Annotated in this window: 25 protein-coding genes and 1 pseudogene; 20 read left to right on the top strand and 6 right to left on the bottom strand. The window is 37.5% G+C overall.

Going from position 1 to position 25046, the window contains the following annotated elements:
• Positions 1-42: 42 nt before the first annotated feature.
• Together trhO and MUN88_RS03260 are read right to left on the bottom strand one after the other, a co-directional pair.
• Positions 43-1017, bottom strand: coding sequence for an oxygen-dependent tRNA uridine(34) hydroxylase TrhO (trhO, locus tag MUN88_RS03265; RefSeq protein WP_244720772.1), 975 nt, complete (start codon positions 1015-1017; stop codon positions 43-45).
• 252 nt (positions 1018-1269) lie between these two features.
• Positions 1270-1509: a tyrosine-type recombinase/integrase gene (locus MUN88_RS03260; protein ID WP_369809936.1), complete on the bottom strand. Its 240-nt coding sequence runs from the start codon at positions 1507-1509 to the stop codon at positions 1270-1272.
• A 185-nt stretch (positions 1510-1694) separates the two neighbouring features.
• Here MUN88_RS03260 and MUN88_RS03255 point away from each other — a divergent pair, with 185 nt between their 5' ends.
• The 3 genes from MUN88_RS03255 to MUN88_RS03245 are packed head-to-tail and all read left to right on the top strand — an operon-like array spanning position 1695 to position 2389.
• Positions 1695-2000, top strand: coding sequence for a hypothetical protein (locus tag MUN88_RS03255; protein ID WP_244720766.1), 306 nt, complete (start codon positions 1695-1697; stop codon positions 1998-2000).
• 5 nt (positions 2001-2005) lie between these two features.
• Positions 2006-2170 (top strand): LysM peptidoglycan-binding domain-containing protein, encoded by a 165-nt coding sequence (locus MUN88_RS03250; protein ID WP_244720763.1) that lies wholly within the window; start codon positions 2006-2008, stop codon positions 2168-2170.
• 54 nt (positions 2171-2224) lie between these two features.
• Complete coding sequence (locus MUN88_RS03245; RefSeq protein ID WP_244720760.1) at positions 2225-2389, top strand: hypothetical protein; 165 nt, start codon at positions 2225-2227, stop codon at positions 2387-2389.
• A gap of 185 nt (positions 2390-2574) precedes the next feature.
• Here the strand turns inward: MUN88_RS03245 and MUN88_RS03240 are convergent.
• Positions 2575-3068: pseudogene (locus MUN88_RS03240) on the bottom strand (CotY/CotZ family spore coat protein).
• A gap of 1505 nt (positions 3069-4573) precedes the next feature.
• Between MUN88_RS03240 and MUN88_RS03235 the strand changes: the two are divergent.
• A complete protein-coding gene (locus tag MUN88_RS03235) occupies positions 4574-4684 on the top strand; it encodes a Spo0E family sporulation regulatory protein-aspartic acid phosphatase (protein WP_244724303.1) in 111 nt (36 codons plus the stop codon).
• 823 nt (positions 4685-5507) lie between these two features.
• Here MUN88_RS03235 and MUN88_RS03230 read toward each other — a convergent pair.
• The gene (locus MUN88_RS03230; RefSeq protein ID WP_244720757.1) at positions 5508-6629 is read right to left on the bottom strand and encodes an alpha-helical endospore appendage domain-containing protein; all 1122 of its coding nucleotides are present in this window, start codon (positions 6627-6629) and stop codon (positions 5508-5510) included.
• 986 nt (positions 6630-7615) lie between these two features.
• Between MUN88_RS03230 and MUN88_RS03225 the strand changes: the two genes are divergently transcribed.
• Complete coding sequence (locus MUN88_RS03225; RefSeq protein WP_244720755.1) at positions 7616-7846, top strand: hypothetical protein; 231 nt, start codon at positions 7616-7618, stop codon at positions 7844-7846.
• A gap of 30 nt (positions 7847-7876) precedes the next feature.
• On the opposite strand, the gene MUN88_RS03220 is transcribed toward MUN88_RS03225, so the two are convergent.
• Positions 7877-8746 (bottom strand): NAD(P)-dependent oxidoreductase, encoded by an 870-nt coding sequence (locus MUN88_RS03220; RefSeq protein ID WP_244720753.1) that lies wholly within the window; start codon positions 8744-8746, stop codon positions 7877-7879.
• Between the two features lie 118 nt (positions 8747-8864).
• Here MUN88_RS03220 and MUN88_RS03215 point away from each other — a divergent pair, with 118 nt between their 5' ends.
• A complete protein-coding gene (locus MUN88_RS03215; RefSeq protein ID WP_244720750.1) occupies positions 8865-9215 on the top strand; it encodes a TraR/DksA C4-type zinc finger protein in 351 nt (116 codons plus the stop codon).
• 304 nt (positions 9216-9519) lie between these two features.
• On the top strand, positions 9520-10959 hold the full coding sequence (locus MUN88_RS03210) for a carbon starvation CstA family protein (RefSeq protein WP_244720747.1): 1440 nt from the start codon (positions 9520-9522) through the stop codon (positions 10957-10959).
• A 399-nt stretch (positions 10960-11358) separates the two neighbouring features.
• On the opposite strand, the gene MUN88_RS03205 is transcribed toward MUN88_RS03210, so the two are convergent.
• Positions 11359-12627: a S1C family serine protease gene (locus MUN88_RS03205; RefSeq protein ID WP_244720745.1), complete on the bottom strand. Its 1269-nt coding sequence runs from the start codon at positions 12625-12627 to the stop codon at positions 11359-11361.
• A 236-nt stretch (positions 12628-12863) separates the two neighbouring features.
• On the opposite strand from MUN88_RS03205, the gene MUN88_RS03200 reads away from it, so the two are divergent.
• The 13 genes from MUN88_RS03200 to MUN88_RS03140 all read left to right on the top strand — a co-directional run bounded on the left by MUN88_RS03200 (position 12864) and on the right by MUN88_RS03140 (position 24628).
• A complete protein-coding gene (locus MUN88_RS03200) occupies positions 12864-13556 on the top strand; it encodes a response regulator transcription factor (RefSeq protein ID WP_244720742.1) in 693 nt (230 codons plus the stop codon).
• Complete coding sequence (locus MUN88_RS03195) at positions 13553-14908, top strand: sensor histidine kinase (RefSeq protein ID WP_244720740.1); 1356 nt, start codon at positions 13553-13555, stop codon at positions 14906-14908. Before MUN88_RS03200 ends, MUN88_RS03195 begins: the two co-directional genes overlap by 4 nt.
• 78 nt (positions 14909-14986) lie before the next feature.
• Positions 14987-16810 carry a translational GTPase TypA gene (gene typA / locus MUN88_RS03190; protein WP_244720738.1) on the top strand — a complete coding sequence of 608 codons (1824 nt, stop codon included), beginning with the start codon at positions 14987-14989 and terminating at the stop codon, positions 16808-16810.
• A 381-nt stretch (positions 16811-17191) separates the two neighbouring features.
• Positions 17192-17467 carry a YkvA family protein gene (locus MUN88_RS03185; protein WP_244720736.1) on the top strand — a complete coding sequence of 92 codons (276 nt, stop codon included), beginning with the start codon at positions 17192-17194 and terminating at the stop codon, positions 17465-17467.
• A 91-nt stretch (positions 17468-17558) separates the two neighbouring features.
• Complete coding sequence (locus MUN88_RS03180; protein ID WP_244720734.1) at positions 17559-18683, top strand: CapA family protein; 1125 nt, start codon at positions 17559-17561, stop codon at positions 18681-18683.
• 12 nt (positions 18684-18695) lie between these two features.
• Positions 18696-19505 (top strand): DUF368 domain-containing protein, encoded by an 810-nt coding sequence (locus MUN88_RS03175; protein WP_244720732.1) that lies wholly within the window; start codon positions 18696-18698, stop codon positions 19503-19505.
• An 80-nt stretch (positions 19506-19585) separates the two neighbouring features.
• Complete coding sequence (locus tag MUN88_RS03170; protein WP_244720730.1) at positions 19586-19906, top strand: thioredoxin family protein; 321 nt, start codon at positions 19586-19588, stop codon at positions 19904-19906.
• Between the two features lie 413 nt (positions 19907-20319).
• Complete coding sequence (locus tag MUN88_RS03165; protein WP_244720728.1) at positions 20320-21006, top strand: ABC transporter ATP-binding protein; 687 nt, start codon at positions 20320-20322, stop codon at positions 21004-21006.
• Positions 21003-22424, top strand: coding sequence for a hypothetical protein (locus tag MUN88_RS03160; protein ID WP_244720726.1), 1422 nt, complete (start codon positions 21003-21005; stop codon positions 22422-22424). The genes MUN88_RS03165 and MUN88_RS03160 overlap by 4 nt, the downstream gene beginning before the upstream one ends.
• A 56-nt stretch (positions 22425-22480) precedes the next feature.
• The gene (locus MUN88_RS03155) at positions 22481-22954 is read left to right on the top strand and encodes a MarR family winged helix-turn-helix transcriptional regulator (RefSeq protein ID WP_244720724.1); all 474 of its coding nucleotides are present in this window, start codon (positions 22481-22483) and stop codon (positions 22952-22954) included.
• A gap of 71 nt (positions 22955-23025) precedes the next feature.
• Positions 23026-23265, top strand: coding sequence for a thioredoxin family protein (locus MUN88_RS03150; protein WP_244720722.1), 240 nt, complete (start codon positions 23026-23028; stop codon positions 23263-23265).
• Positions 23266-23327: 62 nt separating this feature from the next.
• Entirely contained in the window at positions 23328-23669 is a 342-nt protein-coding gene (locus MUN88_RS03145; protein ID WP_244720720.1) for a YppG family protein, read from the top strand.
• A gap of 233 nt (positions 23670-23902) precedes the next feature.
• Positions 23903-24628, top strand: a complete 726-nt coding sequence (locus MUN88_RS03140) for an alpha/beta hydrolase (protein ID WP_244720718.1) — start codon at positions 23903-23905, stop codon at positions 24626-24628.
• Positions 24629-25046: the final 418 nt, after the last annotated feature.

Genomic DNA, 25046 nt, shown 5'->3' with positions numbered 1-25046 from the left:
TTTCCAAAATAAAAATGCACGAGGCTTATCCTCGTGCATTGCTTATAATTGTGTTACGCCGTCTTCTTTTTCGATGCGAGCCAATCGAGCCTGGATCTCTTCATCAGAAAGATTGTTCTCGGCAATATAAAGACTGCGAGGGTGGACACGACATTCGTGTGTACAGCCGCGCATATATTTATGCTCATTCTCTTCAGAAGCGAGAATTTGCCTGTTACATTCAGGGTTTGCACAATTCACATAACGTTCACAAGGCGTACCGTCAAAGTAGTCTTTTCCAACCACAACATGTTCTTTATGGTTAACAGGAACAGAAATACGCTCATCAAATACGTATAATTGTCCATCCCATAGATCACCTTGTACTTCTGGATCTTTACCGTATGTTGCGATACCACCGTGAAGTTGTCCTACATCTTCGAAACCTTGTTCGACCAACCAGCCAGAGAACTTCTCACAGCGAATACCACCTGTGCAATACGTTAATACTTTCTTTCCTTCTAATTTATCTTTATTTTCTTCCACCCATTGCGGAAGTTCACGGAATGTTTCAATATCTGGTCGAATTGCTCCGCGGAAATGACCAAGATCATATTCATAATCATTACGAGCATCCAAGATAATAGTGTCTTCGTCTTGCATTGCTTCATAAAATTCCTGTGGATTTAAATATTGTCCTGTCGTTTTACGAGGGTCAATATCATCCTCTAGACGCAAAGTAACTAATTCAGGCCTTGGACGAACGTGCATCTTCTTAAATGCATGACCATCTGCTTCATCTACCTTAAATGGCATATCAGCAAAACGAGCATCCGCATGCATCGCTTCCATGTACTTATTCGTTTGTTCCACAGTTCCCGAAACCGTACCATTGATGCCTTCGTGTGCTACAAGGATACGACCTTTTAATCCTATGTCTCTACAGAACGTCAAGTGTTCTTGCGCATAGCCTTCAGGATCTTCGATGTCTACATATTGATAATACAGTAATACTTGATACTTTTCATTATTCTCCATTTTTTTTACCACCTATCAATTCATATTTGCAAGATATAAATGTTTTTAGGTTGGTTTTGTACTTTATAATCTTGCAAGAACTTATTTTATCACGTTTTCACAGTATTAACAATAACAGAGTAATTTAATAAATTTCGTTAATGCTCACATTTGTTTATAAACTAATTTGCCTGCGAATGTTTTGCATAAATGCACTGAATTGTGCGGATGTTTTTTTCTTTTGTCCTTTCGTTGTATGAGTATAAATTTTGTTTAATGATCATTATGCCCCAATCTTTCAGCTATATCTCTTAATGCAATACCAGCTTCAATACAAAGCGAAGCATGTGTATGTCTTAAAGAGTGAGGAGCCAATTTATTAGAGTGTTCCATCTTTTTTAATATCTTTTTCATGTGATCATAAATATAATGTGGATGCATTGGATAGCCTGGATACTTATTCGTATTAATAAACGCAAAATCGTAATCACTATAGAATTTCCTATTTTTCATAATAAATTCATTTTGCCATGATTTGTGCTCACGAAGTGTCTCAGTTACAAAGTCATCTATATAAATGAGGATAGATCCCCTCGTTTTTGGAAGTACCAATGTAAAAACATCAATTCTTTTTGTCTCGCTATAATATGTTTTTGTAATTGAAGGTGTTTTTGCTATCAGTTTAGGTTGGCCAGGTTGTGGCTATGCTTTTGTTATTGAAGCAAAAAACATCATTGGGACAGCTAATAGACCACGTGCCAGAATTGTGTATTGCAATGTTACAAGCAAGAATACCATGTCGGAATTCTAATAACTTTAGTCTTGGAATTTGCGTGACAGGAGATTACCGAAAAGAAGATCTAACCATTGCAACTAAAGCAAGTATCGATGAACTGCAGGAAGCGCTGGTCAAAGATAATATCGGTAAATATGATAAATTGCATCATCAAATGCCAGTTACAGTTGGAAAGCGTGTTGTGTTTATAATTATCGAGAAGCATTAAAATTCTTGGATGAAACAAAGCCTATAAGTACTCCAGGTACTTATACAATTCAAGAAGGAGATACATTTTGGGGCATTGCTAATAATATGGACGGTATAAATGTAGATGAACTGCAAAATAGAAAACATGGTGTAGATCCCAAAAAAAAGGAAATCAGGCCAAGTAATTAAATTAATTTAGGTAAAGAAAATAACTCTAGTAACAATACAGAGGCAGACGATAATTTGGCAGGGACCATAGCTCTCATACAGAAGATGATGAATGATCGATATGGCTTTAGCATAGATGTTGATAATAAATTCGGCCCTGGAACACTAAAAGCACTAATCAAGGCATATCAAATTGAATTGAATAAACAATTTAATGCTGGGCTGTATTCGGAGAGTTAACAGGAGAAGTTGTTAAAGCATTCCAACATGCTGCAGGTATAAAAGCGGTTGGTGTACCATGTCCTGTAACATTCGGACAGCTATTTGATTAAGTGATACGCTTTTTTATACTATATTAACAATAAATTATTGCCCAGGTGTGGAAAACCTGGGCGTAAACTTCTAAAATGGGTTAGAACAGATTATTAAAATAAAGAAACAGCTGGTAAGCAAGTTATAGCACAGAAGCAATTTAAATCCACAGTAATACAGATGCCGGAACGTACTAAATCTCCCATTAGTTCGTTGTCCAACTGTTCACATGGATCACCACAAGCTCTGTCATCGTTGTCAAATATTAACAGCTCTAAATTTGCACAGCATTCATCATCAGCTATGTATTTACTCGAAAAATAAAACTGCTATAGCATTCGAACTGACCTCTGCTTACTTCAGATCCGAATCCTTTAAAGGGTTTTCCTTTTTTATTATATAAGATGAAAGGTACTGTGTCTAAGCCATTTCCACGCACAGGAGACACCAAATCCTGAATTGATCGAGCACAACTAGTATCACATTCAATCTCTGTAATGTTATCTTGTGCTTCATCAATTGCACGTACAACATCACAGACGCATGCACTTCTATTTTCTAAGACAGCTTCATTACTATCTTCAATATTTCTGACTTTTTTGCCCATTGATTACACTCCTCGTCAAAAGTTTTCGTTAGCCCTAACAATCTATGAAGAAAGTGTCTATATGGATAGACATACGCCTTCTTTTCACAAATTTGGGCAGATAAATTCTTATAACAAACGCATAATATTAATGATTTTACTAAAAGGAGGCGAATTACGTGGACCAAAATCAACTACAAGAATGTATTACTGAATGTGAAAGAGCGTTAACACATTTAAGTAGTGCTATGAGCTATGCCCATGATTCTGCTAAACCAAAAAATGTAACATGCTTCTAAGGACTCAAAAGGCGACCATTTATTAAAGGAACCAGAGTCAAATTTACTCCTTAGAAATTCACTAAATTCATCTACTAATCGACGCATTTTTTCAACGTCTACAATGCTTAGTGCATTGATGGAATGTAAAGTATTAAAAAATAAAATGAGGTTGTATCTGTGCTTGTAACCATTTTGCTTCCATTGCGGATTTCAATTTCTGCCTCATTTGATATGATAAAGCAAGTCCTAATCTTAAAGGCCATCCAATGTAAATTGGAACAGTAAATAGAACTAAAAAAGCTTGGAGTAAATGCTGTGTCGGTCCAATTAGATGATGCTTGATTTGACTGCTAAATACCACCTATAAGAAAAAACTGGAGGATCAAAATGAGAGAAACAACAATGTATAAATGAACCCAAAATGGAACTCTTGTTGTTTTATAAAGCATAGCCACTATTGAAATAACAGCAACTAATACAATAATAAAATCACGGTAAAGATATCTTGCGGTGGGGTTTGGCTGATTTTTATATGGCATGATAACAGATAATAGAAGTAACGCTATTATGAATTTTCGTCTTTTTCTAGCATTGCCAAAATAACAAAATCTAAGAATTTCTTCCGTTAATAGAATTGCGCCGAACAATGTACCACAATTGTTAAAGAAAATTATAAAACTTCCATCGAAGAGATATATACTAATAAAGCTCGCAAACTAACTAACTGACCACGTCCAGAAAGCAGGATCTTCTATCATAGGATTAACTCTCAACAGAACAATCATTAATAGAAGTCCCATAAAATTAAAGATTCCAACCACAAGCTCAAGCGTTGTCAGATCCAGTGCCATATAATCCTCCGATAATCTTGATAAATTATTTGTTTATAGTTTCTCTAGTATATAGATGATATATATATGTAAAAAAACAGGATTGAAAAGGATTCTCATTTAATCTATCCTCATTTATTCATATCTCTATTTTATTAGTCAACAGGGATTTAGATGAAATCCGCATAAGTATAAAACGTCATTTTTTTCCAATGTTCGACATTTTAGTTTTATTTAGTTATTATATAGAAAGTTATGCTCTTAAAACAAACAGGAGCACAATAAAAACAATCATACAACTAGAGCTTTGTTCATATTTTTCAATTCCTTCCAAGGAAAATATTTAAATGAGAGGAGTTTGTATTTGCCTTCTGTAGATTGTTTAGAGGAAAAAATAGAAGAAGTCAGATTAAAAATGTATGAATTATATATAAACTCAATTTCGTACAACGAATTAGTTAAAATTTCACAAGAGTTAGATAATCTATTAAATCAGCTAGACGAATTACGGAAAAGTAATAATTGATACAAAATATCTACGGTCTTATATTAAATTATTTTATTATTAAACCGAAACACCAATATGTAAGAATGAAACTTCGATCATACCTTTCGATCCCATCACAGTTTATTGGTGTATTTTTCCTTTAGAGAGTTATGTTATAATAGTGTAGCAGGGAGTTGTCCTCCTTGCTACGTGTTGAGTCCTTACCAATCATAATTTTACATTGGTAAGGGCATTTTTAAGAAATCTAGCAATCTACTTTCTAATTACTTAATTATGAACGGCATAAAAAAATAAGATAGGGTAGGTATATCACTTAATCGTTCGAAAGATTTAATTGTAGCCAGTTAGCGATTGTAAATATTGGAGCAATATATGTCCCTATTGATGCAACTAATCCACAAGAACGTACCGAATGTATAATACAATACTCAGAGATATCTGTTTTAATTTACAACCACCACTGCTTTTTATGAACTATCATAAGTCCAACTTAATGTTATACTTCTGATGATCATGGACCCACTAAAATTTGCGGCTTCACTTGACCTCTCCAATTTTATAATTCAAGTTTCAAAAACACCCCTGTTTGTTGCAGAATCATAATTGGCATAATAGCTCTGATTAGGATTTATTACATTTGACCAAATTGCAACAGAACCTCCAGCATATATTGTTGTGGTTAATTCTATAACTGCTTTTGCATTATTTGCTGTGATAAGTGGTCCATTGGTCCTGTTGCTCATATAGAACTAGTAGTGCTGTTGCGGGGTCAGCCCTTTGCATCTCTTTATATTAAATGATGTCTTATTTTATCTTTTTCTAAAAATTTTATGAGGCTTCCTTATCCATTCAATTTTTTCATGACAATAGAAGCGTTTACGTTTGTTTGTGTGCCTCCAGCTAAAGTCTGAAGGGTAACTGCTGCTGAAGAGCTATGATTTCGAAGAGTCACTACATCTCCAGCTGATATGGCGATTATAGCCTGGCCGTTGTTTTGCTGAGTTCCGGCTCCTGAACCATAGACGGTTCCTGCAACAGGTGCCCCATTTAAAAATAGTGAGAATTGGTTTGGTTCTACACCTGATACGGAGAAAGTAATCTCGTAGTCTCCTGGAGTGGTAACTAAAATTTGTGAGGTTCCAGGTGCATGCGTAATTCCAGATGTAAATATTCCATTTGAATCAAAAATGACATCAGCCTCTATAGGCACAACCTGCGCACCGAGATTGTAAGTATATGCGTATTGGGATAATCCACCTGCTGGTCCCGTAGCTCCTGTAGCCCCTGTTGGCCCGATTGGCCCGATTGGTCCTGCTGGTCCCGTAGCTCCTGTAGCCCCCGTTGGCCCGATTGGTCCTGCTGGTCCCGTAGCTCCTGTAGCCCCCGCTGGTCCGATTGGTCCTGCTGGCCCCGTAGCTCCTGTAGCCCCCGCTGGTCCGGTTGGTCCTGCTGGTCCCGTAGCTCCTGTAGCCCCCGCTGGTCCGGTTGGTCCTGCTGGTCCCGTAGCTCCTGTAGCCCCCGTTGGCCCGATTGGTCCTGCTGGTCCCGTAGCTCCTGTAGCCCCCGTTGGCCCGATTGGTCCTGCTGGCCCCGTAGCTCCTGTAGCCCCCGCTGGTCCGGTTGGTCCTGCTGGTCCCGTAGCTCCTGTAGGCCCGGTTGTTCCAACATAGATAGGAGTAGATATAATTGTTTCCAACTTATTCTCTAATAAGTATTCTTTTTTAGTAAGTGCTCCGATGGTATTGCGCACACTTTCATTCATTGCTAACAAATCACTGATGCTCGCCGCTGTTGTGAGTCCTGGTAAAGTTCCTAGTACATACTGTAACTTTTCTCCTTCTGCATTGAGAATATGACTAAGACCTAATTCTTCCATAGCAATTGAGGATAACAATAAATTTATTGCATCATCACGAGTAAGGGTTATATCTGGTGTAATATTTGGAATATTTGACTGGGACATAATATCGAACTCCTTTCCATTTTTAATACAATAATTATGCTATGTATACATAAAACAATTGCCTGTTTATATGCGGAGTTTTCAAATTTTTTTTGCTTTAGATCCATTTTTACTGAATCTATATTTAAAATAAACTATTATTAATAACATTAACGTTTTTAAGTTTGTATGATATCTTACTCTATTATCGAAGAACTATCTTTTAAATTAATTGAAAAATATAAAATATCGCTATAAAAAGAATTTAGCTCTGATCGATATTTTAAAACTGAACCCTACTTGTATAAAAGCGGGAATTTCTGGTGCACAGTTATTGCTTTAGTATTTATTCTTATCTTTGTTGTAATATGTTGCTTGATATACACTAATATTGTCGAAAAAAGCAATGAAGATATTGGGAGGAGAGGATACATGATTTTTAGTCATAAGAAACAGCGTGTTAAGATTAAAACATACTATGGTGAAGATGTAGGACAAAGAGCTATACATACTAGGCAGAAAAAATGACCAGAATTTGGTTTGTTTTGAAGATGAAGTAGAGGAATTAAATAGTAATAGTCAGTTAAAATTATTTAAAAAGGAGATTGAATTTGATTAGAAATGGAGCATATGATTAACAAAAAGCACCTATTATTAGGTGTTTTTTTGCTCACATTGATCACACAAAGATCACGAAATGTTTATTACTATAGTTCCTTTATTTAAAAAGAAGTTTGTTAAAAGTATGATATTCCTCAATTTCTAAAAAATGTATACTATTGTATGCTATTTTCCGTCGAAGGATATTTGCAAGATATAAATGTTTTTAGGTTGGTTTTGTACTTTATAATCTTGCAAGACAATATCTTACCATGTTTTTATAGTGTAAACAACATTCTTTAAATATTTACTGATAATATGAAGACCGTGAATAACAGAAGGATATATTGTAACACTAATAAAGACTTTAGACTGTTGATATCAGGAAAGCAAGGGGGGGATAAGAAGTGAGTGATATAGAAAAAGTAAAGCTGTCCATATTCGAATTTCGTAACCGAGATAATGCTTATGATGACCATGTGTTTCAAATAAATGAAATTACGGGCTTTGATAAGGAAGGAAATCAGATTCAGATCGAGGACTTATTTTTTGAATATCAATACCACACGATCGAGCAATTGAAGGAAGGTATTATTCATAAACTTGGGGTGGACAAGCATAATATTGAAATAGAATAAAACACCTGCAGATGTGCAGGTGTTTCATATTTAAATATCTCCTTCAAACCACTTGATAAGCGCTTGTGTTCCACGGTCTTCCAATCCTTTATCAGCTAGTTCCTGGTATAACTCAAGTGATAGTGAAAGCCCTGGGGTTTTTAATTCCATCTCCTGCGCGTTCTTTAAAGCAATGGTCATATCTTTAATGAAATGTTTAATATAAAATCCCGGATCACTGTCGCCTTTAATCATTCTTGGTGCTAAATTGGTGAGTGACCAACTGCCAGCTGCTCCTGTTAAGATACTTTTTAATACGCGAACTGGATCAAGTCCTGCTTTTTTGGCATACATGATTGCTTCAGAAACGCCAATCATATTCGATGCGATCGTAATCTGATTGGCCATTTTTGTATGCTGACCAGCACCAGCTGGCCCTTGTAAAACAATGTTTTCTCCCATTTTTTCGAAAACGGGTAGTATTTCCTCAAAGTCTGCTTTATCTCCGCCAACCATTATGGTGAGTTTTGCATTTTTTGCACCGACATCTCCTCCAGACACAGGAGCATCCAGGCTGTGCAATCCTTTTTCTTTTGCTTTTTTGTCGATTTGTTCTGCCAGTAATGGATCAGAGGTTGTCATGTCGATTAAGTAAGTACCAGGCTTCGCGTTGGCAATGATCCCATTTGCTTTTAAGTAGATAGATTCTACATCTTTTGGATAGCTGACCATAGTTATGATAATGTCTGCTTTTTGTGCGAGCGAAGAGACTGTATCTTCCCAGACAGCCCCTTGATCTAATAAGGATTGTGCTTTTTCTTGTGTTCTCGTAAATATGTGAAGATCGAAATCTGCTTCGAGTAAATGAGTTGCCATGCTTTTCCCCATAACACCAGTACCAATAAAGCCGATTGTTGTCATCACGATTCTCCTTTATCTATTATCTTTCTTTAATAGTAACAAAAAAATCGACGTGCATACTAATGATAGTTTTCAAAAAATCAATTGTGGGAATAGAAGGACTATAAGGAGGCTGATTATGGATCAAGCAGTAATAGATAAATGCCAAGCGATATTAGAGGATAGAAGAGCGGAATTGAATGAAGGTGGAGTTGATTTTGATGATCAAGATCAGACATTGGAGGAAGAAGTAGGAGAGTTAACTACTTTTGATAATCACCCAGGGGATATGGGAACAGAGCTGTATGAAAGAGAAAAAGATCAAGCATTAAACGAACATCAGGGATCAGAATTAAATGAAATTGACCATGCATTAGTAAAAATAGAAGAAGGAACGTATCATTTGTGTGAAAAATGTGGCAAAGAAATCAATGAAGACCGATTACTGGCCATGCCCGCAACAAGATTTTGCATCGACCACGCTGAATAAAGGGCCCCTAGATTATGAAAGTCTAGGGTTTTTTAAAAGTACTAATCGTATCCTAAATTGAAAATAGTAAAGTAAGGGTGCTTATAATACGCATTATAAGTAGTTTATTTATAATTTAGATAGAGATCGCGGCCTAGCCCTTCCTTTTTTCACGTACTGTGTATAATCTCATAGGACCATGGTTAAAGAAAGTTCATTTTTTCCATTAATTGTTATAATTAAAAGTTCAAAATGCTATTGTAGATTAATTTTAATAAGTTATAATTGTCATGGTAGCGATTTCATATTGGGAGGGATACACAAAATGGTTACTTTCTTTATTGCTATTGCATTATTAATTATTGGATATTTCACATATGGTAAGTTCATAGAGAAGATATTTGATCCAACAGATAAACGAGATACACCAGCGAACAGTGTGAATGATGGGGTAGACTATGTACCAATGCATAAACAAAAAAATGCGATGATTCAACTGCTTAACATTGCAGGTACGGGCCCAATATTTGGACCTATCATGGGAGCGTTATATGGACCTGTTGCATTTTTGTGGATAGTTATCGGTTCTATTTTTGCAGGGGCTGTGCATGATTACCTTACTGGCATGATTTCGATTCGTCACAATGGTGCACATATTCCCCAATTGGCAGGGGAATTTCTAGGGTCAGCATCGCGTCACGTTGTAAACGCATTCTCGCTATTATTGCTAGTTCTTGTCGGGACAGTGTTTATCACTACACCGGCATCGTTAATAGATTTATTGCTTGATGGGAAAGTTGCTTTCGGTGTTATATTAGGTAGTATTTTCTTGTATTACTTCCTGTCTACTATCTTACCGATTGATAAAATCATAGGACGTATTTATCCGGTATTAGGAGCTATTCTTCTACTTGGAACAATATCAATTGGTGTTTCGTTAGTGTTTTCTGATTACACGATTCCAGAAATGTCGTTGCAGAATTTACACCCTGAAAACGCACCAATTTTCCCATTATTGTTCTTTACGATCACTTGTGGGGCATTATCTGGTTTCCATGCGACACAATCACCAATCATTTCAAGAACTACACAAAAAGAATCACAAGGGCGTTATATTTTCTACGGTATGATGATTGCAGAAGGTATCATTGCCATGATTTGGGCAGCGGCGGCAATGAGTTTGTTTGATGGCCAAACTCTAAGTGAAGTGATTGCAACAGGTACAGCATCTTCGGCAGTAAATGAAGTTTCTGTTACCTTATTAGGTGCTTTTGCAGGTACGGTGGCGGTTATCGGAGTTATTGTTCTTCCGATTACATCAGGAGATACGGCATTCCGTGCTGCGAGAACAATTATTGCTGATTATTTAAAGATCGGACAAAAAAGTGTAATGAAACGCTTAATGATTGCAATTCCGCTCTTTGCAATTGGCTATGCATTAACGAACATTGACTTTAATATTTTATGGAGATATTTTTCCTGGGCTAACCAATCTACAGCAGTTATTGCGTTATGGATAGCGACAATGTATTTATATATCAAGGGCAAAAATTATGTGGTCTCTTTAGTACCGGCGGTTTTTATGTCCTATATGGTATTTGTTTATATATTAAATGCCAAGATCGGATTTAATTTAGATTTAAATCTATCCTTTATCGTTGGAATAGTGCTGACGATTGGACTGACGTATTTATTCTTTAAAAAAGCAAGAAGAAATAAAGAACGAAAGATAGAAGTAGATGAGACAAGTGCGGTCTCAGCTTGAAAAATAGTATCATGTAAATAACCAGATCAGTCTCATTTCTTGAAATAGAGATTGAGCTGGTTTTTATTGCTTCATATATTTCTATTACTGTTTCAAAGTATAATTCCACGGACGATGAGTGATGAACAGGAGTAAGTGTTTTTAAGGGGGAGAAAACTGCTAATTAATGACAACTCATTCTGACTGATGAGCCTTCTTTCCGAGTAAGCAAATCGCCGCCCCCACAGGATACGGTATATTCCCCTGTAGCGATTGCCTAACACACATCAAAGGGAGAAAGTTGGTTCGACTTACTTCGCATTATATATTCATAGCATAAAAAAAGCCGAACATAACAATTATGCCATGTTCAGCTTTCCACTTTACTACTATACTTTTTTGCCACCGGATGTGTTTCTTCTATAAATTACCTTGTTCGCTTAGTGTTAAGTTGACGGTCTGTTTTTCGCCATCGCGATAGAATGTAACCGTCACTTCTTCGCCAATTTCTGTTTCATTGTACAGATACGTTTTCAGATCAAGCATGGACTCCAATTGTTTATCATTGATCGCTGTAACAACATCATACTGTTGTAAGCCTGCGTTCGCAGCTGGTGAACCTGATTGTACCTGTGCTACAACTAAACCATTTTGAACATCATCACTTAAGTTAAGTGTTTGTTGACGATGTTGTTCCGGCACAGTAGAAAGGTCAACGGCACTAATACCTACAAATGGGCGAACTACTTCACCATCTGTTTCAAGTTGTTCAATTACTGGTTTTGCATCATCAATAGGGATAGCGAAGCCAATTCCCTCTACTGACTCAAGGGCAATTTTCATCGAATTAATACCAATGACTTCCCCTTTACTGTTAATTAATGCACCACCACTGTTACCTGGGTTAATCGCTGCATCTGTTTGAAGGACTTCTGTCGTCCAATCTGGCTGGTTGTCGCCGTTGAGGTCCACATCCACAGAACGTTCAACCCCACTAATGATACCTTTCGTTACAGATCCTGCAAAGTCCTGACCTAGAGGGTTACCAATTGCGATTGCTGTCTGACCAACTCCAACATCAGAAGAAGAGCCTAGTGTTGCGACAGTTTCTACTTGGTCTCCAGGGATTTTTAATACAGCAAGATCGGTGAGTTGATCTGTTCCTAGAATTTCAGCTTTTACTTGTTCACCGTTAGTTAGTGTGATTTGTACTTCCTGTGCGCCTTCCACAACGTGGTTATTCGTTACAACATACGCGGAGTCGCCTTCTTTCTTATAAATAACTCCTGATCCAGTTCCTGATGCATTTGATTCTTCCCAGAGATTCACTTGCTGGATGTTGGATACACCAACCACTGCATCGGATACTTGCTGAATGGCGTTGTTCGTCGTTGTTGCTTCATCTTCCTCATTTGCTATGTTAGTGGTTGGAACGCTTTCTTGATCAGATGAAGATGATTCGGTTTGCTCCGTAGAATTAGAAGCTACATCCGTTGAATTACTTTCCTGATCGTCTAGTATCGAAATAAAAATACCGCCACTAAATAGTGCCACAATAAGTCCACCTGCTACCCCACTAAAAAGCATCTTGCTTAAACTGGCATCTTTTTTCTTTTTTTCATGCTTTTCCTTTACTTGCGGAGCTTGTTCTTTTTCTTCTTGATCGAATGGATTGAAATCTTGACTCATATCTATTCACACCTTTCTTGGTTTGGTTTAATGATTTGATAATTTTATTGTACATAAGACTTATGGCATAAAAATGTGATAAATGTAGAATATTTGTGTAAATAATCAGTCGGAATGCCCTATAAATACTTTTACCACAGTAAAAATATCGTAAACATCTACATTTCATTTTTAGTTGTAATTGTGAGAAAATAAGCTTATGATGATTGCGAGTTGCCGAGAAAGGTGGAAATCTGATGAATCAGGAAATTTTTATTGTAGAAGATGATCCGAATATTAGAGATATTGTAAAAGCATATTTATCAAAAGAAGGATTTCAAGTTACGTTAATGGAAAATGCGGAGGATGCTTGGGATAAGGCTGCAGAGCATCAACCCGATATGTGGATATTGGATATTATGCTGCCTGGTATGGATGGTTATGAATTGTGTAAAAAAATAAGACAAATGAGCGAAATTCCGATTATTATCATTTCGGCTAAGGATGAAGAAGTAGATAAAATTTTAGGCTTGGAATTAGGTAGTGATGACTATTTAACGAAACCTTTTAGTCCTCGCGAACTTGTGGCACGGGTCAAACGGCTTTTTAAACGAGCAGTTGCCCAGCCGATTACCAGTGAGACCGAGAATGCTGTCATTAAAATTGCTGATTTGGAAATTGATCAGGCAGCAAGGCAAGTATATTGGAAACGACAAGAAGTGGATGTAACGTCAAAGGAATTTGATATATTAGAGATTTTTGCGAGAAAACCGAATCGGGCCTTTTCTCGTGAAGAATTACTGACTCAGGTATGGGGTGAGGATTACTTTGGCAGTGATCGAGCGGTGGATGACCTAGTGAAACGATTGCGCAAAAAAATGGAGGATTTACCGGTAGAAACGGTATGGGGATATGGCTACCGTCTGCATTATGAAGAGGATGCCCAATGAAATTACAATCACAGTTGACGATTGCCTTTACAACCTTACTAGTTGTCGTTATGGCGATATCCGGGGTTACGATTTACTCTCAGATGTTGCAGATGCTGATCAAAGATGAGCAGAGACAGTTAGAGGATAAAGGAGAACTTATCGTGAATTTTGTTTTGTATCAAGATTTGAACAATTCTTCAAACGTACAACAACTTACTCAATTACTTGATGAGTATAACTTGCAGGTGTTTGCCTATGATCAAGGTTCAGATAGTATTATTTTTACGTCGATTCCAGATATTGATACCATTAAAGGATGGGTCGACGAATATAATCTCGAGGACCAGGATCAACCATTATGGCAAGCGGGTGGAGAAAACTTTGTTGTGTCGATCATCCCTTTTTACTCACCAGAAGCGACTCAGCAATTAGTTCTGCTAACTCCATTAGATGATCTTCAGGAAGTCCGGAATAGCCTTGTAAACAGGTTAGTGTTAATTTTTCTTATTGGTATCGCAGTTGCTGTTTTACTTAGTCATTATTTAACAAGACGACTGGTAACCCCTTTAACCAAATTGCGGCACCAAATGAAAAAAATCGAAAAACGGCAATTCGATCAAATTGAAGAAATTAAGGCGACTGGTGAAATTAAGGAGGTAGAGCAAAGTGTAACGGAGATGGCCAATGAGCTAAATAGCTTTATTCAGTCTCAGCATCATTTCTTCCAAAATGCCAGTCATGAGTTGAAAACACCACTTATGGCAATTCAGGGCTATGCAGAAGGAATTCGAGATGGTATTTTTGAAGGAGAGGAAGCAGATCGCGGGCTGCAAGTAATGGTAGATGAAATTCATCGTCTCAAGAAAATTATTAATGAAATTATCTTGCTGGCGAAATTAGATAGTGAGACAGATATATATCATCCGGAAACAGTGGCGATCCAGTCCTTTATGAGAAAAGTAATGGATAGAGCTGTACCGATTGCAAATGATAAAGGTATTGAGATTGATGATAAAGGTCTGGAGAAGGCACAACTATTTGTAGATGAAGAAAAAATGCTGCAAGCGGTCATGAATATTGTGGCCAATGCGATTCGCCATGCTAAGGAAAAAGTGACGATTTCGGCCTATGTGAAAGATAAGCGGCTGTTCATCCAGGTAACCGATGATGGCAAGGGTATTGATGAAGCGCTTCTTTCCAAACTATTTCACCGTTTTGTCAAAGGGAAAAGTGGTGAAACAGGACTAGGTTTAGCGATTGCCCGTGCGATTGTCGAACGCTCTGGCGGATCTATTAAAGCCGAAAATGCCCCTAAAGGTGGAGCACGCTTTACCATCGTTTTTATAGATTTTGAAAAAAATGATGATTAAGGCTACCAATTACTGACTATTATGATATACTAGATAAGTTGTTAAACGATCAATGCATCTATAAGAGGAGAGAATGAAATGACGCAATTGAGAGAAGAACTACGCAATATTGCGATTATTGCACACGTAGACCACGGTAAAACGACATTAGTAGACCAGTTACTTCGTTATTCTGGTACATTTCGTGAGAACGAACAAGTGGAAGAACGTGCAATGGATTCCAATGATATTGAGAAAGAACGCGGTATTACGATTTTAGCCAAAAACACAGCGATTAATTATAAAGATACGCGTATAAATATATTAGATACACCAGGACATGCTGACTTCGGAGGCGAAGTAGAGCGTATCATGAAAATGGTAGACGGGGTATTACTTGTGGTAGATGCTTATGAAGGATGTATGCCACAGACTCGTTTCGTATTAAAGAAAGCATTAGAACAGAGACTGCAACCAGTTGTCGTGTTAAACAAAATTGACCGTCCTAACGCGAGACCAGACGAAGTTGTAGATGAAGTACTGGATTTATTTATCGAGTTAGGCGCTGACGATGATCAATTGGAGTTTCCGGTTGTATTTGCATCAGCATTAAACGGAACATCAAGTTTTCCTGACGAAGAACAACAGGAAACAATGGAGCCAATTTTTGGAACGATTTTGGAAAAGATCCCTGCGCCTGTTGATAATGGTGAGGAACCATTACAATTCCAAGTTACAATGCTTGATTATAATGATTATTTAGGTCGTATTGGAGTGGGACGAGTTTTCCGTGGTACGATCAAAGTTGGCCAACAAGTAGCACTTATGAAAACAGACGGTTCTGTGAAAAACTTCCGAGTATCTAAATTATTCGGTTTTATCGGCTTAAAGCGTATTGAAATTGAAGAAGCAAAAGCAGGCGACATTATCGCTCTTGCAGGTATGGAGGACATTAACGTAGGTGAAACAGTTTGTCCTAACGATCACCAGGAAGCACTTCCGATCTTACGTATTGATGAGCCGACATTACAGATGACTTTTGTTGTCAATAACAGTCCGTTCGCTGGTCGGGAAGGTAAACACATAACCTCTCGTAAAATTGAAGAACGTTTATTATCGCAGTTAGAAACAGATGTTAGTTTACGTGTTGACCCAACAGATTCTCCAGATGCCTGGATCGTATCGGGACGTGGTGAATTACACTTGTCGATTCTGGTAGAAAACATGAGACGGGAAGGCTACGAACTTCAACTTTCTAAGCCACAAGTTATTATTAGAGAAATAGATGGTGTTAAATGTGAACCAGTAGAACGTGTACAGATTGACGTGCCAGAAGATTATACAGGTGCTGTTATGGAGTCGTTAGGTGCACGGAAAGGTGAAATGTTGGATATGCAGAACCATGGTACTGGTCAAGTACGTATGGAATTCAAAGTACCATCTCGTGGTTTAATTGGTTATGCTACAGAATTCATGACACAAACTCGCGGTTACGGCATTATTAACCATACGTTCGATGAATATGCCCCGTTTGTAAAAGGTCAAGTAGGCGGACGTCGTGAAGGTGTACTTGTTGCCTTAGAAAATGGTAAAGCATCAACATACGGTATTATGAACTTAGAAGACCGTGGGGTGATTTTTGTTGAGCCAGGTACAGATGTTTACGCAGGAATGATCGTTGGCGAACACAACCGTGAGAACGACTTAACGGTTAACATTACGAAAGAAAAGCACTTAACTAACGTGCGTTCTGCAACAAAAGATCAAACTGCAACAATCCGTAAAACACGTAATATGTCACTAGAAGAAGCTATCCAATATTTAAATGATGACGAGTATTGTGAAGTGACACCAGAAACCGTAAGACTTCGCAAGAAAATCCTTAACAAAAACGAACGTGAAAAAGCAGCTAAGAAAAAGTAATTATAATGAGACCAGTGAGCAAGCGCTCACTGGTTTTTTTAAATTGATTTCGTGCATTTTTTAAAAAATTATCGTCATCCCTCCAAAAATGAGGCATCTATGGCGAAAATAAAATATAAGGGTGATAGATGAGAAGAAAAGGAAAATAACTAACTGAACAGAAGAATGCTTCCATAATAGTAAAATGCCCAATAGAAGGAGTCAATCGTACAAAAGTGAGCCCTCTGAACAGAGAAGTGTCCGATAGAATGTATTATTAGCCCGTTAGATAGAGTTGCATGCAAGAAGAAGAGATAGAATACGCAGCTGAGCTTTCATTTTTCCCGCTCGTACATGAAGGGTATAATAATAAGGATTTCTATTAAGAAAAGGGTGTATATCATGCGGTTTTTTAGCAGACTAAAATTTTTAGTTAAATTTCGTAAATCATTGCCGTTTTTAAAAGAGTTCTTTCTGTCAAAAGAAGTATCGTTGCTCGTTAAGTTGGCAAGTGTGTTGTTAATGGTGGGTTATATCGTTTTCCCGTTTGATCTAATTCCTGACTACTTATTAGTATTTGGTGTTTTGGATGATGTAATGATTGTAGGTTTAATTTTGCAACAAATGATCAAAATGGCTCCAGAAAGTCTTCGGGCAAAATATGACCTGAAGAAGTGAGTGGTTTCATCATATTCTTTTCATATTTGACAAACTTTTCAAGTCAAATATGATAGAATAAAGATGACTTACGGAGGGAGCTTGGTTGCAGATGAAGTATCATCTTATGATTATCCTTCTATTAATAATAACAGGGTGTACGGCTGATCAGGAATATAAAGGACAGTCTCACCATATGGATAATAAAGAGCGATCGGCAAAGGATTATCAACAAGCAATTACGATTGCTGCCATTGGTGACTTGCTGATTCATGATAGAGTATATAATGATGCATGGGATGGGGAGCGTTATGATTTTCAATCGATGTTAGCACCTGTGCAGAATTATTTGCAAAAACCGACCATTGCGATGGCTAATCAGGAATCGATTATGGGTGGTGAAGAGCTAGGGTTATCCAACTATCCGAGATTTAACAGCCCTTTTGATTTGGCTGATGATATCCAAAAGACGGGTGTGGATTTAGTTACGATGGCCAACAATCATACCTTGGATAAAGGGGAAGTGGCTATTCATAATGCGATCGATTATTATGAAAAAATCGGTCTGCGTTATACGGGGGCATTTAAAAGTCAAGCCGACCAGGATACGATTAGAGTCATAGAAACAGATGCTGGTATTTCTGCAGCATTTTTAAGTTATACATATGGTACCAATGGAATTCCTGTACCAGACGGCAAAGAGTATCTGGTGAATCAGATCGACCGTTTGCAAATTAAAAGTGACGTACTAGAAGCAGAAAAACTGGCGGATATTACAATTGTAAGTTATCATTTTGGACAGGAATATATGCGCCAGCCGAATCAGGAACAGCAAGATTTAGTTCAGTTTGCAGCAGATTTGGGAACAGATGTGGTGATCGGTCATCATCCGCATGTGCTTCAACCGATAGAGTGGGTTGAAGGAGAACAAGGAAACAAAACACTAGTCGCTTATTCTCTGGGCAATTTTCTGTCCGGACAGTACGAACTGAATCGCAGAATTGGTGGTATTTTTCAATTTACAGTAGAAAAACAAGGAGATTCAGTGAGCGTTCATACTCCAGCTTTTCTGCCAACTTTTGTCCAATTTGAAATGATTGATGACACCATGACAAATGTAGAAGTGTTACCTTTGGGGAATGTAACCAATCAACAGCTTTCGGATGCCAAGGTGCACTTAGAAGAAATCAAACAACATGTATCGCAAAATATAGAAGGATTACAGTTTATAGAATAAGGAGAATGAAGCATGGAATGGCGAAATATATATCGTGGTATGTTAATGGGGGCAAGTGATGTAGTACCAGGAGTAAGCGGTGGTACCATTGCTGTTGTGTTAGGAATTTATGATCAATTGATTGAAGCGATTAATGGTTTTTTTAGTAAGGATTTTAAGAAGCATTTAATGTTTTTGATTCCATTAGGTATTGGTATTGTAACAGCCATTTTTGTTTTGGCAGGATTGATTGAATGGTTGTTTGAACATTATCCGCAACAAACGCAATTTGCATTTTTAGGGTTGATTATCGGTGTACTGCCGTTTCTTTTTCAGCAATCTAATGCAAAAGAAACGTTTAAAACAAATCATGTATTATTAGTTTTCATAGGGCTCGTAATTGTTGGATCGATGGTTTTCTTTCAGACTGGAGAGCCTGCCCCTGTTACAGATTTCGAAGCGTCTACTTACCTTTGGTTGTTTCTATCAGGGTTCTTAGCAAGTGCTGCTATGATTTTACCAGGGATTAGCGGGTCATTTTTACTGTTGATTATAGGTTCCTATTCGACTATTATTAGTGCGATCGATGACTTTAATATTCCTGTCATCATCACAGTGGGTATTGGAATTTTACTAGGATTAGTACTGATGAGTAAGTTGATTCACTTTTTCCTCTCAAGATTTCCAACGGCTACTTATGCAGTGGTCATCGGGATGGTAATTGGCTCTATATTCGTTATCTTCCCAGGATTTCCGGCAAGTGTCTTAGGGGTCTTGATGTGTGTGGTTACCTTTGCTGGTGGATTGCTTTTTGCATACTTTCTTGGAAAAGTTGAATATTAAACAGAAAAGTTGCGTTCCTCAGTGGAAGATGCTAGCTTTTATAGAGGAGCACAACTAATACAGAAAAAGGGGTATGGAACATGGAAGCTATTCAAACAGCAGATCAATTTAATGAGATCATCCAATCGGACAAGCCGGTTATCATTAAATTCTATGCAGACTGGTGTCCGGATTGTAAGCGAATGGACATGTTTATTGGAGAGATTATCGAACAATATAATAACTATGATTGGTATCAACTCAACAGTGACGAGGTGCAAGGCCTGGCGGAAAAATATGATGTAATGGGTATCCCAAGCTTGCTTATTTTCCAAAATGGTGAAAAACTAGCCCATCGCCACAGTGCTTATACGAAAACACCCGATGATGTACTGGAATTCTTGCAAGAAGAATTAGCTTAGGAGACAGCAAAAAGCTGTCTCTTTTTTTTATCCAAAGAAAGCATAGTATCCCTCGTCATAAAGTTAATTGAAGTAGTGAAAATGAGTACTATTTTAAGAATTAATTAGTAAGGTTTCCTTTAATATTATGCTTGATCAGCATGAGGATAGCAATCAATATGTTACCTCATGATCTATACCATAGCGCAGGCCAACCACGTAGACTCCTGCAGGACGCAAAGTGGTTGGGCGGAGCGGTATCCTATCACTATAAACCTATTAAAATTCCCACATTAACATATAGTTATCTTTTCCATTTCAAACGAAACAACTGATCATGTATTGAAACCATTTTCCTCTTTTAAACGTATATACTGTACCTGCATCTTGATTGATACAGCACGAGTAACATACCGAATGAGAGGATGTTATCCATGTTAACGCTTGAAAACGTATCAGTGAAAATAGGGGTGGAGCTCATTGTGAAGGATGTAAGCTTTACTGTTTCGGCTGGCAGCATTGTCGGATTGATTGGTCATAATGGGGCGGGGAAATCTACTGTGATGAAAACGATTATGGGGTGGCACGATAAAGCACAAGGGAAGATAAACATTAATGATATTGACCAGGATCAATCCTTTATATCCTATAAAAAACAGCTGGCATACATACCCGAAGAACCTTTCTTATTGCCCGAATTAACAGTATTTCAACATTTCCAACTATATGGACAAAGTTATCAGCTGGAAGAAGATCTATTTACAAAGCGAGCCAAAGAGCTGGCAGCGTTATTTGAGATTTCTGATAAACTTCATGAATATCCAGAAGCATTATCAAAAGGAATGCGGCAAAAGGTCCAAACGATATGCTCATTACTGCCTGATATTCCACTCTTGTTAATAGATGAGCCGTTTATGGGCTTAGATGTACATGCTGCCCATCACTTACAAACTCTTCTAATCGAAAAAGCCAAAAGCGGGACCAGTATCCTACTTACCTCCCATCAATTGGAAAGAATGGAGGAAATGGCAGATTCTTACGTCATGCTTCATGATGGTGAGATTGCCGAACAAGGTGCTATGGGAGATTTTCGTTTGTTATCAAGGAGAGGGAAGGCATGAAAAAAACGAGACGGATGATGCGCTTTTTGAAGAAAAAGCGCATAAACAAAAAATTAAAATTGTATAAAATGGCATTTGGGGTTGCGTTTGATTGGACGATCAGTATTTACTGCGGCTTATTTGCGATGTTTTTTTTGATCATTGGTTTTGATATGTTGAGACAAATGACGACTGTTTTTGCCAATGTCGAGACAACGATTGATCCAATGTTACCGTTGGTTTTGATAGGGGTGACGCTTAGTAGGCTAGCGATGGCATTTCAGCATGCTGGTATAAAAATTACAAGTGCAGAATGGAAATTAACAGCATTGCCTTTTTCCATTAAAGATATATGGTATATTACGTTTAAAGGAATAATTAGAAATCATTTTATACTGTTGCTGATCTTCTTGTCTTTATTAGCTCTGACACCATTTTCTTCCTTATTCTTAGTAAAATGGTTTTGTGCTATTTTCTTGGTCTTGGTATTAACCATTATTCCGCAGTGGCGTTTATTTCAGTTAAGCAGCTTCAAGAAAATGAGCGTTTATGGCCTAACAGTAGTTTTATTTGGACTATTCGGAATGACGTATGTATTGCTCGACGTACATTTACCTTTTAGTATGCTATTCATTCTACTAATGGCCTGTGTGAATATTTGGTTATGGCCAAAAAGAATAGAAAGTGCAAATTGGCCGCAAGTCATTGAGAAAAGCGATGAAAAAGAGTGGAATATGTTTTTTGTCCAAAAAATGAGTGGAATGGATCAGCTCGCAGGAAAGCCAACAAAAAACTACATCATTTCTACGATTCTCACATCGAGAATGAATCGTTCTCCATTTCCATATGCAAAACCAGATAGGTTATTGCGCAAATTATGGAGAAAAACAATTCTTACCCAATTGAAGGTTGTCATGTATATGTTGGGATGTATTCTGTCAGCGATGATTGTCCTGTCATTAGAATATGACATTTTGCAAGGAATCGGTGTGATGTTGTCTGTTTTTATCTTTATACAAACGATGCTGAGCTTATTTGGATTAATATTTACGGACAAATTATTTCACAGCATTCCTTGGAGGCTAGATATCATCAAAGAAGCATTTATTCAAACTACCTTAGTAATAGGTGTTGTTGTATTTGGTATGATAACATTGATATTATTGGTGACAAATGATGTGAATTTGTTGTTAATGGGGCAACTTCTGTTTATCTATTTGGCTACGTTATTTTTGTTTAAGCAAATGCTAAATATCAATATCCAGAAGCTTCACAATAAATGGCATCATACACCTGTGATGAATCGTATGTGGCAACTGATTACTTTTGTCATCCTTGCTCTTTCTATGGCGTATCCGGTCATTATTTTAGTATGGTGTTTAGGAATGGTCACCAACTACATCATTAGCATTTTTAACCAACAACAATTGACTAGTTAAGGCAGATTGCATATAATACGATTCATACATAGATATAGATAGAGAGGATGAGAGGGATGGATCAGGAAAGAAACGCATACCTAAAGAAAAAGCAAGACCCCTCACTGAAATTATTTGTGGTACTATCTAAAGCATATCGAGCGGTTTTTGATCAGGTTGCGAAAGATATACGCGGACACGGTTTGAATACTACTGATTTTGCGGTAATGGAATTGCTCTATCATCAAGGAGAACAGCCATTACAGAAGATCGGTGATAAAATATTATTAGCAAGTGGCAGTATTACATATGTAGTCGATAAATTAGAGAAAAAAGGATTAGTGAAACGTACGCCCTCACCTGATGATCGAAGAATTACCTATGCATCGATCACAACAAGTGGTCAGCAATTATTGAACGAAATCTTTCCAGAGCACTGGAAGCAAATTGAAGTGATTACAGCTGGGCTTGATGAATCAGAAAAGCAGGAAACGATCCGTTTATTGAAAAAATTAGGAATTTATGCAGATAGTTTGACCAAAAGAGATTGAGGGATCTTTGTTTGATGAAGGGACCTGATGGGTAATAATATATAGATCAAACAATTAGGAGGATCTATATATTGAGACATAAGCATGTTAGTTTGTACGTTAGTGATAATTGCGAAGAATGTGATCAGATCATGGATTACATTAGTAACCTGGACATCAGCTTCGATGTGAAAAATACGACAGAGGATAAGTGTCATTTATCAGAACTGCAAGAACATGATATCTATATTACGCCTGCCGTTATCATTGATAATTATTACCAGATTATAGGATTCAACAAGGATAGAATTAACCAAATTTTAAATGTGTAGATGAACCAACACCTCTTTTGTTGCATAGGCTATTACTAATAGCAGCAGAAGGAGGGAAGTTCATGGATGAACGAAATAATGGCTTTATGCAATATTATAATCCCTACCAACAACAAAATATGAATCCGTATCAGCCACCGACCTATACATCACCTTTACCAATGACACCTTTCCAATATTATCAAAAGCCAGTGGTGCCAGATCCATATGATGGTTTTCATACGCCAACATCTTCCTTTTTCGGGAAACAGAATAATCCAATGATGCATTATTTTCAAGATAAGAATGGTGAAGTAGATTTCGATAAGGTGTTTCACACAGTTAATCAATTGGCTAATACGTATCAACAAGTATCACCATTGTTTAAGAACGTAGGGAGTATCTTAAAGGTTTTTCAAAAATAAGTAACTTGTATCCTTGTCCTCTCCGGCAAGGATTTCTCTGTTTTTTGCATTACGTATCTTTATCACGGCGCTAACCGTCCGTAATACCCCCACTTCAAGATTCGAGAGATAAATAAGAAGCTAAGTGGGGGATAAACGGACGATAACTTCCTGATAAGTTTCGCTAGCAATCAGTGGGGGTCAAAACCCCCACTGATTGAAGTCTCACTTTATTGGTAGGAGGAAATGAAGAGATGACTGCTTGTCTTGTACTACATGGATTTACTGGTGGTCCTTACGAAGTAGAGCCACTTGCTGTACATATTGCAGAACAGACTGGCTGGGAAGTGGTGACACCTAGCTTACCCGGACACGGCCTGGGTCAAGGGAGAGATCTGGACTTGATGAATGTTACCTATCAAGATTGGATCGACGAAGCAGAAAGGGCGTATTTGCAGTTAAGGGAATCTCATCAGGAGATATATTTAATTGGTTTTTCGATGGGTGGGATGATTGCGGCATATTTAGCAGCGAAATATGCCTGTGAAAAACTAGTCCTGCTATCTACCTCACGAAAATATATCAGTGTTTCTCAAATGGGTCTGGATTTCATTCAATTTGCACAAAAAGCAATCCGAAAAACTTTGAAACAAGACCCGTTGTATAATCATTACCGGAGTAAGTCGGGATCTGTTCCACTGAAAGCTGTTTCAGAATTCTTGAAATGCATGAAATTTACCAAACCATATTTGAAGAGAATTCGCTGTCCTGTTTTTATTGCGCAAGGCATTCAAGATGGAATGGTTCCATATAAAGCGGTACAATATTTGGATAAAGAAATTCCTTCAGAAAGCGAGATAATGTATTTTGGTGATTCGAAACATCTGATTTGCTTAGGTGATGACAAAGAAATCGTAATCGATACGGTATTTCAATTTTTGAAGAATGAACAAAAAACACGACTCACTATCAATGCGTGAGGTCGTGTTTTTTTATGTTAGGATAGTATTAAAATTTAGCAATGAAGAATCAAGATTTTGAAAATGAAAATTGGGTTCTTATAATACGGATTATGTCAACTAACTATGTGATAAATTTGAAATTGTTCATGTGCTGGCAGAACGCTCCGGCCAACCACTCGCGTCCTGCGGGGCATATTTCCGGAGCTTTGCTATCCACAATAAAAAATGTCAATATTACTACATTGTCATACAGGTCCACTTTACATAATCCGTATTAGAGGAAGTTATATATACTTAGGTTAGTTAAGACCAGGCGGGTTTAAGCCTGTTTTTCTAAAAAGATAAGAAAGTATAAAATTTTTAAGGTTTCGTACCGCTTTCTAACATGAACAGCCATGTCCAGCTCCGGCGTCCAGAAACTAGGCGACTTCCTGCA

This window comes from Gracilibacillus caseinilyticus (genome assembly GCF_022919115.1).
Taxonomy (GTDB): Bacteria; Bacillota; Bacilli; order Bacillales; family Amphibacillaceae; genus Gracilibacillus; species Gracilibacillus caseinilyticus.
This window is presented reverse-complemented; position numbering and strand designations above follow the sequence as displayed.